Below are 13,245 nucleotides of genomic sequence, written 5' to 3' on the forward strand. Positions count from 1 at the left end.
AGCAAATAAATCAAGAATGTTAATCGATACAGTGGGGGCGGCTCGACAAACTTTTCCTGTGTATTCTATGGTGCCTCCACCGCTTGGCCGAGGCCGTCCCGGGCCCTGACGCGGTGAAACGTGACCGGGCCTGCGAGCACCGGCAAGCCCCCGCAAGGATACGCAGAGACGTTTATGAACGGCCCACGCCTCGACCTGGAGCGCCAGCAGAGCAAGCAGAACTTCCTCACGGTGGGCATGTCCATCCCGGCGTTCTTCCTGTTGTTGCTGGTTTTTCAGCTCTTTTTCATGCCCTCGCTGGTCAGGCGCGGGGGGCAGCTCTACGTGCCGTTCAAGAAGATCGTGGTCGGCGGGCGGTCCGACAATCCGCCCTACGAATACCTGGACGAGAACAATGAGCCCGCGGGGTTCAACGTCGATTTGACGCGGGCCCTGGCCGCCGAGATGAAGAGCGAGGTGGAAATCCGCCTGGGCGGCAAGCGGGAGATACAGGACAGCTTCAACAAGGGCGAGATCAATCTCCTGCAGGGCGTGCCGCAGTCCGACGAGCTGGCGGAAAAGAATATTTTTTGCAGTTATACCACATACAACCAGAAATTGTTCTCCGTGGCCGATTATCCCAAGCGGATCACGTCCCTGGCGCAGATCCCCGGAGGGGAGCTCTACATCAGCAAGGATGCCCCCCTGCTGGAAAAGCTCGTCCAGGCCTACCCCAGGATCACGTTCCACCCCGTGGGGTCGCATACCGAGGCCTTGAGGATGCTGGCGGACAGGATCGCGGATTACGCGCTCATCGTGAACCTGCCGAGCATCTACCTGAACCATGAGCTGGCCTTTATCGAGCAGGGGACCGACCAGCCGAAGATCCTGCAGATCGGGGAGCTGAGCCCGCCCCTGGGGTACGGGTACGTCGCGGGCAAGGGCAATCAGGTTCTGGAGACCCATATCAACGAGAGCCTGAACAACCTGCGGTCCAGCGGCCGCCTGCGGGAGATTCGCGAGCAGTGGCTCGGCAGGCCGGACCCCGTGCAGGTCAGCAAGCGGGAAAAGAGCGCCAAGCTGGGCGGCATGATCTTCAGTCCGCTGATGCTCATCATCTGCTCCGTGATTTTCTGGAACCACTCCCTGCAAAAGGAGATGGAGCGCAGGAGCAGGAAGCTGGCCATCCAGCAGATGCAGCTCATCCAGGCGGACAAGATGACCTCCCTGGGCATTCTCGTGGCGGGCGTGGCCCACGAGATCAACAACCCCATCGGGCTGATCCTCTACAATCTGGCGACCCTGAAGCGGGTCCACGAAACGACCGAGGCCATCCTGGAGGAGCGCTACGAGAAGGAGGGGGATTTCTTCATCGGCGGGTTGCCCTATTCCTCCCTGCGGGAGGAGACTCCGCAAATCTTCACGGAAATGAACGACGGTGCCAAGCACATCGCCCAGATCGTGGAGGACCTCAAGGATTTCACCAGGCAGCATTCCACGGCCCTGGACGAGTCCGTGGACCTCAATGCCGTGGTCCTGACATCCCTGCGCCTTTTGGACAGCTCCCTGAAGAAGCGGGTCTCCGGCGTGGACCTGGAGCTGGCCGAATCCCTGCCGGTCCTGCGGGGCAATGGCTCGCACCTGCAGCAGGTGGTCATCAACCTGGTGCTCAACGCCGCCCAGGCCAATGCCGGGGATGACCGGCCGGTGGGCGTGCGCACGTTCTTCGACGACAAGGCGCGGGAGGTCGTGCTGCAGGTCAGGGACCAGGGGGTCGGCATCGAGCCCGGGCAGATTCCTTTTCTCTGCGATCCCTTTTACACGACCAGGCGCGAGCAGGGGGGCACGGGCCTCGGCCTGTCCATTTCCGAGCGCATAGTCAAGGAGCACGACGGGCGTCTGCACTTCGCGTCCCGGCCCGGGGCGGGCACGTGCGTGTCCCTGTACCTGCCGGTCATTCCGCAAAAGGAGAGAGCATAATGCATGAGCCCCTGTATCCGTCCTTCGGCGTGCTGCTCGTGGACGACGAGAGCAGTTGGCTGCGGACCATGTCCACGACCCTGGCCCTGGAGGCGGGCATCAACAACGTCCACAAGTGCCTGGACAGCCGCGACGTCCTGGACATCCTCGGGCGGAACGATATCGGGCTCATCCTGCTGGACATCAACATGCCGGGCATCTCCGGCGCGGACCTCCTGCCCCGGATCATCGAGGAGCACCCCGATGTGAGCGTCATCGTCATCAGCGGGCTCAACCAGATCGATCTCGCCGTGAACTGCATGAAAAAGGGGGCCCTGGATTTCTACGTCAAGACCGTGGAGGTCGACCGCCTGATCAAGGGCGTGCAGCGGGCGCTGCGGTCCATTGAGCTGGAGCGCGAAAACAAGAAGATGCGCAGCACCTTTTTCGGCGGCGTGGTCGTGCATCCGGAATGTTTCGAGCACATCATCACCCGCAACCGGGCGATGGCCTCCATCTTCCAGTACATGGAGGCCATCGCCACCAGCGCGCACCCCGTGTTGATCACGGGCGAGAGCGGGGTGGGCAAGGAGCTGGCGGCGCGGGCCATACACACCCTGAGCGCGCGCAGCGGCCCGTTCCTGCCCGTGAACGTGGCAGGGTTGGACGACACGCTGTTTTCCAGCGCCCTGTTCGGGCACAAGAAAGGGGCCTACACCGGCGCCGAGAACAACCGCAGCGGCATGATCGAGCAGGCCGGGTGCGGAACGCTCTTTCTGGACGAGATCGGCGACCTGAACATCGCCTCCCAGGTCAAGCTCCTGCGGCTGTTGCAGGAGGGCGAGTACTTCCCCCTGGGCAGCGACGTCAGCAAGCGGCTCAACGCGCGGGTCGTCGTGGCCACCCACCAGGACCTCGCCGCGGGCCAGGCCGCGGGCAAGCTGCGCAAGGATCTTTACTACCGGCTTTGCGGCCACCACGTGCATCTGCCGCCGCTTCGGGAGCGCAAGGACGACATCGAGCCCCTGCTGAATCATTTCCTGGAGCAGGCGGCCCAGGAGTTCGGGAAAAAGACTCCGACCTATCCCAAGGAGCTCCTGGTGCTGCTCATGAACTACCATTTCCCCGGCAACGTGCGCGAGCTCAAGGGCATGGTGTACGACGCCATGAGCATGCACAAGTCCAGGATGCTCTCCATGGACGCCTTCAAGCGGACCATCGACAACCTGCCCCTGTTCCGCGATGCGCAGCCCGAGGCCCCGGGCAGCGTCTTCGACCCGGACCAGCCGCTGCCGTTGCTCAAGGGCGTGGCCGACCTGCTGGTCAAGGAGGCCATGAGCCGCAGCCAGGGCAATCAATCCCTGGCCGCGCGCCTGCTCGGAATCTCCCAGCCGGCCCTCAACAAGCGGCTGAAAAAGAGCAGGTTGCAGTCCTCACCGGACGACGCCGATCTCCTATAACTTTTAGGGCGGCTATAACCTTTTCAGGATATGGATAATATCCTGGAATAATAGCAGTTTCACATTAATTCTCCCTTTGCCGCGCCCGGAGGTTATACCTCTTTGCGGGTTTCCAAAGCGGTTTTTCTGTATTATTTACTAGCTATTTCAATTAGTTGAGTATGCCGCTTCGTCGCGGCACGGCTCTTGCCTAAGCATTTGGTTCGAGGAGCATCGGAATGGAGGCAAGGCGTTGCGCGGCGTGTTTTGGCAACGAGAGCGTTGGACCGCCGCGACGCCTGCAGAACACGCTAGACTTACAATAGGAGAAGAAAGATGAGTCGTCGTATCCTGGCAAGCTGCCTGGCTGCTGTCGCGTTGGTCGCCCTGATGGCGAACTTCGCCTGCGCAAAGACCTATTCCTTCACTTTCGCGACCAACTGCCCCGAGAAGACCATGCGCGGCGTGGCCGAGAAGCAGTTCCTCGACGAGGTGGAGAAGCTCAGCAACGGTCGCATCAAGATCATGTCCTATTGGGCCCAGTCCCTGGTCAAGGGCAAGGAGATCCTCAAGAGCGTCCAGGACGGCGTCGTGGATCTCGGGTTCATCAACATCAACTATTACCCCAAGCGCCTGCTCTTGAACGGCGCCACCGGCCTGTTGGAAGAGGGCCCCACCAAGTACGAGAACATGATCGGCGTGTACCGGGACATCTACAAGAATATCCCCGAGCTGACCGCCGAGTTCCAGAAGTACAACCAGCGCCCCGTGTACATCTACAGCGCGCTGCCCTTCTCCTTCTGCACCAAGGAGCCCCTGACCAGCTTTGACGGCCTGAAGGGCCTCAAGGCCCGCTGCTCCAGCCGCTGGAAGCTCACCGACCTGGGCGCCATCGGCGCCGTGCCCACCTCCGTGGCCTTCAGCGAGTGCTACATGGCCCTGCAGACCGGCACCATCGACACCGTGCTGACCAACGTGGACGCCCAGAGCCGCGCCAATCTGTACGAGGTCGCCCCCAACATCATGATCGTCAAGGAGATGTGGCTGGCCCTGCCGTTCATGATCACCATGAACGAGAAGAAGTTCCAGGCCCTGCCCGACGACCTGAAGGCCGTCTTCGCCCAGGCCAACGAGAACGCGGTCAAGCGCTTCACCGAGTACTACCCGCAGACCCTGCAGGAAGAGATCGACAAGATGAGCGCCAAGGGCGCGAAGTTCACCTTCGCCTCCAAGGCCGACATGGCCAAGTGGAACGCCCTGCCGACCAACAAGGAGAACCAGGCCACCTGGCTCAAGGAGGTCGAGGAGAAGGGCGCCGAGAATCCCCGGAAGATTCTGGAAGCCGTTTTCAAGATCAACGACGGATACCTGGCCAAAGAGCGCTAGAAAACGATTCGCGGCGGCGCCCGCCGGGCGCCGCCGCTCTTTGAAGGAGAAACGGCTTTGATTCGGACGCTACGGTTCATCAACAAAATTTGCGCGGAAATCTGCGGCTGGATGCTCAGCGTGGTCATGATCCTGCTCATCGTGGACGTGGTCTGCCGCACCTACAGCACGCCGGTCATAGGCGTCGCGGAGCTGGCGATGTTCGTCATGATCGGCACGGTCTACGCGGGCCTGGGGAACTGCGAGATGCTTCGCAACCACGTGCGCGTGGAATCCCTGGTGGAAAAGCTGCCCCCCAAGGGACAGAAACTGGCCATGATCGCCACCTATCTCGTGGCCATCGCCACCATCGGTATCGCCACCTACGCCATGTGCGACAACGCCTGGGCCTCGTTCGTGGACGACGAGAGCATCGCCGGGGCCGTTGCCTACGTCCTGTATCCGGTGAAGTTCGTCATGGCCATCGGGATGATCGTCTACACCCTGCAACTGGTCGCCAACCTGTACGAAGAGATCAAGAAGCCCGTGTAGCGGGCTTGTGGTCTTGCGGCCCCTGTTCGCATCCGCTGCAGACATATTTTAGACTGGAGAGAGAGTTTTAATGGACTTCACATTGATAGGAGCCATGGGGATCGCCGCCCTCCTCTTGCTGCTCTTCTGCGGTTTGCACATGGGCGTGGACTTCATTCTGGTGGGTCTCATCGGTCTGACCGTGCTCATCAACTTCAACGCGGCCATGTCCCTGCTCGGGGAGACCCTGTACAACGCCATCGCCTCGCCGACGTTTTGCGTGCTGCCGCTGTTCATCCTGATGGGCGCTTTCGCCTCCCGGGGCGGGTTCGCGGAGCTGGCGTATTCCAACGTGCACAAGATTTGTGCGCGCATTCCCGGGGCCCTGGCCATCGCCACGTCCTTCGGCTGCGCCGTGTTCGCCTCCATCTGCGGCTCGACCATCGCCACGGCCACGATCTTCGGCCGCCTGGCCTACCCGGAGATGAAGCGCTACAAGTACGACACGAGCTATTCCCTGGGCGCCATCGCCTGTTCCGGCAGCTTCGCCTGCATGATCCCGCCCAGCGGCATGTTCATCCTCTTCGCCATCTTCACCGAGCAGTCCGTGGGCAAGCTGTTCCTGGCGGGCATCTTCCCGGGCATCCTCACCGCTTTCGTCTACGCGGCGTGCATGTATTTGCGGGCCAAGATGTTCCCCCATCTCGCGCCCATCCACCCCGACGAGTTGAAGGTCAAGCCCAGGGACAGGGCCAAGGCCTTCGTCATGCTCTGGCCCATCTTCCTGCTCGCGTCCCTGGTCATCGGCGGCATCTACACGGGCATCTTCACTGCCAACGAGGCAGGCGCGGTGGGCGCCCTGGGCGCGCTGATCTTCGGCCTGATCTACGGCAAGCTGCGCAAGGTGGAGCCCATCCGCAGCTCCCTGCGCGAGACCGCGCGCACCACGGCCATGCTGTTCTTCATCATCATCGCCGCCATGTATTTCAGCCGCTTCCTGACCATGACGCGCATTCCCACGGACCTAGCCAACTTCCTGGCCTCCTGGGACGTGCACCGGCACGTCGTGCTGGCCTGCGTGCTGGTGGTCTGGTTCCTCCTGGGCATGGTGGTCTACCAGGCTGCGGTGTTCGCCCTGACCCTGCCCATCATTTTCCCGGTGCTGGTCAGCCTGGGCTACGATCCCATCTGGATTTGCGTCATCGCCATGAAGCTGAACGAGATCGCGGGGATCACGCCGCCCGTGGGCATCAACGCCTTCGCCCTGGCCGGAGTCACGGACAGCCGGGTGGAACAGGTCTTCAGCGGGGTGATTCCGTTCATCATCTGCGACGTCATCGTGATAGTGATTCTGTTCCTTTGGCCTCAGATCGCCTTGTTCTTGCCCAACAACATGTTCTAAAAGCAGGTTGCGGACGCAAGCTGAAGCGGGGTAGACCCCCGTTCGAAGAGGGATGGGAACCTTAGCAAGGACCTCGGGTAAATGAATATCGTCATCGGTGTCGTGATCGTCGGTGTGACCTGCTATTTCCTGTGGCGACAGTACGACATGAAGATGGTCCTGCTCGCCTCGGGAATGCTCATGGCGGGCATAGCCCTCGATCCGCTGACGACACTGGACGAATTCGCCAACAAGATGGCCACGGACAGCCTGGTGCAGGCTGTCTGTTCGGCCGTCGGCTTTGGGTTCGTGATCCAGGAGACCGGGTGCATGCGGCATCTGGAGGCCTTCGCCTGCCGCAGGCTGAAAAGCCTCGGCCTGGCCGTCATCCCGGCCGTGACCGTGGCCTCGTTCGCCTTCAACTCGGTTCTGCTCAGCGCTGCGAACACGGCCGCGGCCGTGGGCATCGTGGTCATTCCGCTGCTCGTGGGGGCCGGGGTCCATCCCGCCCTCGCGGCTGCGGCCCTGGCCGCGGGCACCTTCGGCAGCCTGCTCAACCCCGGGCTGCACAACAACTCCTTTGTGGCCAAGATCGCGGGGGTGACGCCCCAGGTCGTGGTCCAGACCCAGGCCCTGGCCGTTCTGCTGTCCATAGCGGTGGCGGCGCTGTGCCTGAGCGTCCTCGCCTGGCGCAGCAAGGAGTACAGGGACTACGCCCCCGACGTCTCCGCTGATCCTGCTGACGCCGCTGCCGCCGCTGCCGCTGGCGCAACGGACGTCGCCCCCGCCGCGGTCCCGCCGCTGAAGAGGGCCAACCCGGTGTTCGCCCTGATTCCCTTCGTGCCCATGGTCATGCTCGTGCTCGGGGCCGGCGACCTGGTGCCCTCCCTGCAGCTGGGCGTCGCCCAGTCCATGCTCGTGGGCACGCTCTTGGCCATTGTGGTCACGGGCACGTCCCCGGCCAGGATCGTGCAGCGCTTCTTCGACGGCCTGGGCGCGGCCTACGGGCACGCCATGGGGCTGATCATCTCCGTGGCCGTGTTCGTGCAGGGCATGAAATCCATCGGCCTGGTCACCTTCTTCATCACCTGGTCGGCCGCAACGCCCAAGATCGCCCAGATCGCCGGGCTGCTCGGGCCGTTCGTCATGGGCGTGATGGTCGGGTCGGGCGATTCCGCGGCCTTCGTGTTCTGCGAGGCCGTGGCTCCGCACGCCCATCTCTACGGCATGGAGACCATCGACATGGGCAGCATGGCGGCCGTGGCCGGGGCGCTGGGCAGGACCATGTCCCCGTTTTCCGCGGTGGTCATCGTCTGCTCGGCCATCGCCAAGGTCAATCCGCTGGAGTTGGCCAAGAGAAACGCCCTGGGTATGGCCGCGGCCCTGGCCACGGCCTTTTTCGCCATTTGAACGTTTGCTTGCAACCGGAGTCATCCATGGGATTCGACATACACGAACTCGCCGCGGCGCTTGGACCGAAGCTCATTGAATACAGGCGCGATTTTCATGCCTACCCCGAATCCGGCTGGACGGAATTCCGCACCTCGGCGCTCATCGCCAAGAAGCTCGGGGAGCTTGGCTACCGGATTCGTCTTGGCGCTGACATCATCAACAAGGACAGCATGATGGGCGTCCCGTGCGCCAGCGAGCTCGCGGCGCACATGGAGCGGGCCGTGGCCGAAGGGGCCGATGCGGACCTGGTGGCTCGAATGGCGGGCGGCCTGACCGGGGTCTGCGCGGACCTCGCCTGCGGCGAGGGGCCGGTGCTGGCCCTGCGCTTCGACATCGACGCCAACGACGTGGGCGAGGCCGAGGACCAGGGCCACCGCCCCTGCAAGGAGGGCTTCGCCTCCAGGCATCCGAACGTGATGCACGCCTGCGGCCACGACGGGCACGCCGCCCTGGGCCTGGGCCTGGCCGAACTCCTCGTCGGGCTGAAGAACGAGTTCAAGGGCACGGTGCGGCTTATCTTCCAGCCAGCCGAGGAGGGCGTGCGCGGGGCCGGGCCCATGACCGACGCGGGCATCCTCGACGACGTGGACGTCATCCTGGGCGGGCACATCGGCTTTCTGGCCAAGGAGACCGGGCAGTTCATCTGCGGGGCCGAGAAATTCCTGGCCACCACCAAGTTCGACGCGCGTTTCACGGGCGTCTCGGCCCACGCGGGCGGCGCGCCCGAGGAGGGCAAGAACGCCCTGCTGGCCGCGGCCTGCGCCGCCCTGAACCTGCACGCCATCACCCGCCACAGCCAGGGCGCGTCGCGCATCACCGTGGGCAGGCTCGACGCGGGCCAGGGCCGCAACGTGATCCCGCCCAACGGCCTGATCAAGGCCGAAACCAGGGGCGTGACCTCACAGATCGACGCCTTCATGTTCGAGCGCGCCCAACAGGTCGTGGCCGGGGCGGCCGCCATGTACGACGTGGACTACGACATCACCCTCATGGGCAAGACCAAGAGCGGGGCCTCCGACCCCTCCATGGCGCGGCGCATCCGGGCCGTGGCCGAAGGCATCGCGTACTTCGACAACGAGCGCATGAGCGACATCGTGACCATGGGCGGCAGCGACGACTTCGCGCACATGATGAGCGCGGTCCAGGAGCGCGGGGGCCAGGGCTCCTACTTCTTCCTGGGCGCGGAATTGGCCGCCGGGCACCACAACTCGTATTTCGACTTTGACGAGGCCTGTCTGGTGCCGGGCGTGGAGTTTCTCGCGGCCATGGTCCTGGACGTCCTGGGTTCCGGCCGCTAGCCCGTCCCCATCCGAAGGCAATACCCATGAACGCCTCAGACGCAGTGTTTCCGTCGTTCCCCGGGATGCGGGACGAGGCCGAGCAGCTGTTCGCGGCCCTGGCCGAGGGCTCCGCCGGGGACGTGGGCGTCACCCGCGAGGCCTACGGGCAGGGCGAGCAGGCGGCCCTGGACGTGATCGCGGCCTATGCCCGGGAAAACGGCCTGGAGGCGGCCGTGGACCGGGCCGCGAACCTGGTGCTGACCCTGCCCGGTGCGGACGGGGACGCGCCCTGCCTGTCCTGCGGTTCGCATCTGGACAGCGTGCCCCAGGGCGGCAATTTCGACGGCGCGGCCGGGGTGGTGGCCGGGGCGCTGTGTCTGGCCCGGATGCGCCGCGAGGGCTTCACGCCCGCGCAGGATATCCGCGTGTTCGCCTTCCGCTGCGAGGAGAGCGCCTGGTTCGGCAAGCCGTACATCGGTTCCAGCGCCATGCTGGGGCGGCTGTCCGCAAGCGACCTGGAGGCCGCGCATCGTTCGGGCCGGGGCGCCTTGCGCGAGGCCCTGGCGCGCGCGGGGGCGGACGTGGAGCGCATCGCCCGGGGGCTGCCCCTTGTCGATCCGGCGGCCATCGGGGCCTATCTGGAGTTGCACATCGAGCAGGGGCCCGTGCTCGTGGCGCGGGAGCGGCCCGTGGCCGTGGTCACGGGCATACGGGGCGCGCTGCGCCACCGCAGCATCCAATGCCTGGGCGAGGCGGGCCATTCCGGGGCCGTGCCCCGGGAGCTGCGCAAGGACGCCGTGTTCGCCGCGGCCGAACTGCTCTGCGCCCTGGATGTGCAGTGGCGGGCCTGTCTGGAAAAGGGCCTCGATCTCGTGGTCACCTCGGGCATGGCCGGCACCCCGGCGGACAGGCACGCACTCACCAGGATCCCCGGCGAGTTCTCGTTCAGCATCGACATCCGCAGCCAGCGCACCGCCGACCTGGAGGCCTTTTACGAGATACTGCGCGAGCAATGCGACGCCGTGGAGCAGGCCCGGGGCGTGCGTTTCGTATTCGACGACAGACTGTACACGGCCCCGGCCGCGATCAGCCAGGAGTGGGTCGCCCGCCTGCTGGACAAGGCGCGGGCGCTGGGCCTGCCACCGGAGACCATGCCCAGCGGCGCGGGGCACGACGCGGCGGTCTTCGCGGGCGCGGGCGTCCCCTCGGCCATGATCTTCGTCAGGAACCGGAACGGCTCGCACAACCCCGACGAGGCCATGGACACCGAGGACTTCCTGGCGGGCGCGGAGCTCTTGTACCAGGCCCTCCGGGACCCGTTTCTCCCCTGATTTCCCCCACCTTTGTGACCAAAGGACCCTCCCCCTATCAACCCTTTCATACGGCAAGGCATGACCATGCAACAGATGCGTACGGAACACGACCTGCTCGGCGAACGTGAACTACCCGCGGACAGCTACTACGGAATCCAGACACTGAGGGCCGTGGAGAACTTTCAGATAACCGGAATCCCCATCTCGACCTTCCCCGACTTTGTCGCGGCCCTGGCCTACGTGAAAAAGGCCGCGGCCCTGGCCAACAACGAGCTGGGCCTGCTCCCCGGCCCCATCTGCGAGGCCGTCTGCACGGCCTGCGACGAGATCATCGGCGGCGAACTGCATGAGCATTTCGTGGTCGACGTCATCCAGGGCGGCGCGGGCACCTCGTCCAACATGAACGCCAACGAGGTCATCGCCAACCGGGCCCTGGAGCTGCTGGGCAGGCGCAAGGGCGAGTATCGGTTCTGCCACCCCAACAACCACGTCAACCAGTCCCAGTCCACCAACGACGTGTACCCCACGGCCATCCGCATCTCCCTGGACATGCAGTTCAGGAAGCTCATGGCCTGCATGGAGGTCCTGGCGGACAGCCTGGCGGCCAAGGGCGAGGAGTTCCAGGACGTGCTCAAGATGGGGCGCACCCAGCTGCAGGACGCGGTGCCCATGACCCTGGGCCTGGAGTTCCTGGCCTACGCCACCACCATCCGCGAGGACATGGAGCGCATCGCCGATTCCTTCAAGCTGGTGGACGAGATCAACATGGGGGCCACGGCCATCGGCACGGGCCTGAACGCGCCCGAGGCGTATTGCCCCCTGGTGACCGGAATCCTCAGGGACCTGACCGGGATTCCCCTGGTCACCTCGCCGAACCTGGTGGAGGCCACCTGGGACACCGGGGCCTATGTGCAGGCCTCGGGCGTGCTCAAGCGCTTCGCCCTCAAGCTGTCCAAGATCTGCAACGACCTGCGTTTGCTCTCCTCCGGGCCGCGCGCCGGGATCAACGAGATCAACCTGCCCAAGGTGCAGCCGGGCTCGTCCATCATGCCGGGCAAGGTCAATCCGGTCATCCCCGAGGTGGTCAACCAGATCGCCTACCAAGTGGCGGGCACGGACTTCACCATCACCATGGCCTCGGAGAACGGCCAGCTCGAGCTGAACGTCATGGAGCCGATCATGGCCTACAACCTGCTGAACTCCATCCGGCTGCTGAAGCGGGCCTGCCTGACCCTGAAGGAGAAATGCATCGTCGGCATCACCGCCAACCGCGACGTCTGCCGCGCGCAGGTGGAGTCGAGCATCGGTCTGGTCACGGCCCTGAACCCGGTGCTGGGCTACGAGCAGGCCTCGGCCATCGCCAAGGAGGCCCTGGAGAGCGGTGCGTCCATCTACGACCTGGTGCTGCAGAAGAACCTCCTCAGCAAGGAGGACCTCGAACGCATCCTTTCGCCCGAATCCATGGTCCGGAGGTCCTGCGTGACCCAGGGGTAGGGGCTGCGGGGCACTCAGGAACATTTAAGGGCTTCAGCCGTGGCTGAAGCCCTTTTTGGTGAGTTTTAGGGGGGGGTATGGGGGCATTTCCGGGAGAGGCCATGGCGCTTAAGTGGCCATCGCCGTTGTCCTGTGCCGTTATTTTGTTGTTGCTTGAGTTGAAGGGCTCAAATCTGGATGCTTCCTTGGGCACAGGGGAAGCTCTTTTCGTAATTATCGATTGTAACGGGCAACGATTGGTATTAGTCACGAAGATGATAAAAGAGGGAGAATTCTTGAATTTAAATCTGTTTTTGGCAGTTGGTCCGGGGGGGCGATGAAATACTTGGCTGTGTTTTTATTGTTGTTCTTGGTTGTTTTGAGTGGGTGTGCAAGTGTTGTAAGTGATAATAAGTCTGTAACCTATATTGAAACGGACCCTGAAAATGTCAGGTGTGAATTACATGGTCAAGATTTTGTTCGAAAGATAACTGCTCCAGGAAGTATATCTTTACCATCAGAAGCTGCACCAATTATAATTGCTTGCAAAACAGATGGATATTATACGACAACGCAAGAAATTGACACAAAAATGGATGGGTGGATATTTGGAAATATAATATTTGGTGGAATCATAGGTGGCGTAATTGATGTTGCAAGGGGCGCCGGTCAAAAATTTCCATCACGCGTGAGTATTATTTTAGATCCTAAAGTTTTTCCTTCTCAATACGAAAAAAATGAATGGTATAATAATCGGAAAAGCAGCGTAGAAAAAAAATGGAATGATATAATCAGTAGAATTAACAAACAGTGCGCCAAGGAAAAAGAAGAGAATAATTCTGTTGGTTATTCATCGGAAGATTGTGAAAAACGGATGCTTGAGGCGGAAGAAAAGAAAAAAAATGAACTTGAAATAATTGAAAATCGCATGATAGGGGCAACGGCACCCGAGACAGGTCAAGCGTCGCAGGAGTAGATTGTACAGAGATAGTATTTACCTGACACTGCCGCCCCTGGCGGGGTGATTTCTAGGCGGCCGCCTCGGCCGCCTTTTCCTTGTGCTTCTCCGGCTT

At 62.7% G+C, this 13,245-nt stretch carries 10 protein-coding genes; all 10 read left to right on the forward strand.

Features of this window, described 5'->3' with window-relative positions:
- Positions 1-174: 174 nt before the first annotated feature.
- The 10 genes from ACYYG1_RS15665 (at position 175) to ACYYG1_RS15710 (ending at position 13,148) form a co-directional block, all read left to right on the forward strand.
- The gene (locus ACYYG1_RS15665) at positions 175-1,959 is read left to right on the forward strand and encodes an ATP-binding protein (RefSeq protein WP_461211272.1); all 1,785 of its coding nucleotides are present in this window, start codon (positions 175-177) and stop codon (positions 1,957-1,959) included.
- A complete protein-coding gene (locus ACYYG1_RS15670) occupies positions 1,959-3,398 on the forward strand; it encodes a sigma-54-dependent transcriptional regulator (protein ID WP_461211273.1) in 1,440 nt (479 codons plus the stop codon). Before ACYYG1_RS15665 ends, ACYYG1_RS15670 begins: the two co-directional genes overlap by 1 nt.
- A gap of 315 nt (positions 3,399-3,713) precedes the next feature.
- A complete protein-coding gene (gene dctP / locus ACYYG1_RS15675; protein ID WP_461211274.1) occupies positions 3,714-4,763 on the forward strand; it encodes a TRAP transporter substrate-binding protein DctP in 1,050 nt (349 codons plus the stop codon).
- Between the two features lie 57 nt (positions 4,764-4,820).
- A complete protein-coding gene (locus ACYYG1_RS15680; RefSeq protein ID WP_461211275.1) occupies positions 4,821-5,294 on the forward strand; it encodes a TRAP transporter small permease subunit in 474 nt (157 codons plus the stop codon).
- A gap of 94 nt (positions 5,295-5,388) precedes the next feature.
- Positions 5,389-6,675 (forward strand): TRAP transporter large permease, encoded by a 1,287-nt coding sequence (locus ACYYG1_RS15685; protein ID WP_461211276.1) that lies wholly within the window; start codon positions 5,389-5,391, stop codon positions 6,673-6,675.
- 81 nt (positions 6,676-6,756) lie between these two features.
- Complete coding sequence (dcuC, locus tag ACYYG1_RS15690; protein WP_461211277.1) at positions 6,757-8,064, forward strand: C4-dicarboxylate transporter DcuC; 1,308 nt, start codon at positions 6,757-6,759, stop codon at positions 8,062-8,064.
- A gap of 26 nt (positions 8,065-8,090) precedes the next feature.
- The gene (locus ACYYG1_RS15695; protein ID WP_461211278.1) at positions 8,091-9,404 is read left to right on the forward strand and encodes an amidohydrolase; all 1,314 of its coding nucleotides are present in this window, start codon (positions 8,091-8,093) and stop codon (positions 9,402-9,404) included.
- A 26-nt stretch (positions 9,405-9,430) separates the two neighbouring features.
- Positions 9,431-10,717, forward strand: coding sequence for a hydantoinase/carbamoylase family amidase (locus ACYYG1_RS15700; protein ID WP_461211279.1), 1,287 nt, complete (start codon positions 9,431-9,433; stop codon positions 10,715-10,717).
- A gap of 66 nt (positions 10,718-10,783) precedes the next feature.
- Complete coding sequence (aspA, locus tag ACYYG1_RS15705) at positions 10,784-12,193, forward strand: aspartate ammonia-lyase (protein ID WP_461211280.1); 1,410 nt, start codon at positions 10,784-10,786, stop codon at positions 12,191-12,193.
- Positions 12,194-12,509: 316 nt separating this feature from the next.
- Complete coding sequence (locus ACYYG1_RS15710; RefSeq protein ID WP_461211281.1) at positions 12,510-13,148, forward strand: hypothetical protein; 639 nt, start codon at positions 12,510-12,512, stop codon at positions 13,146-13,148.
- The last annotated feature ends 97 nt before the right edge of the window (positions 13,149-13,245 follow it).

The sequence above is a fragment of the Desulfocurvus sp. DL1XJH-121 genome, from assembly GCF_054819825.1.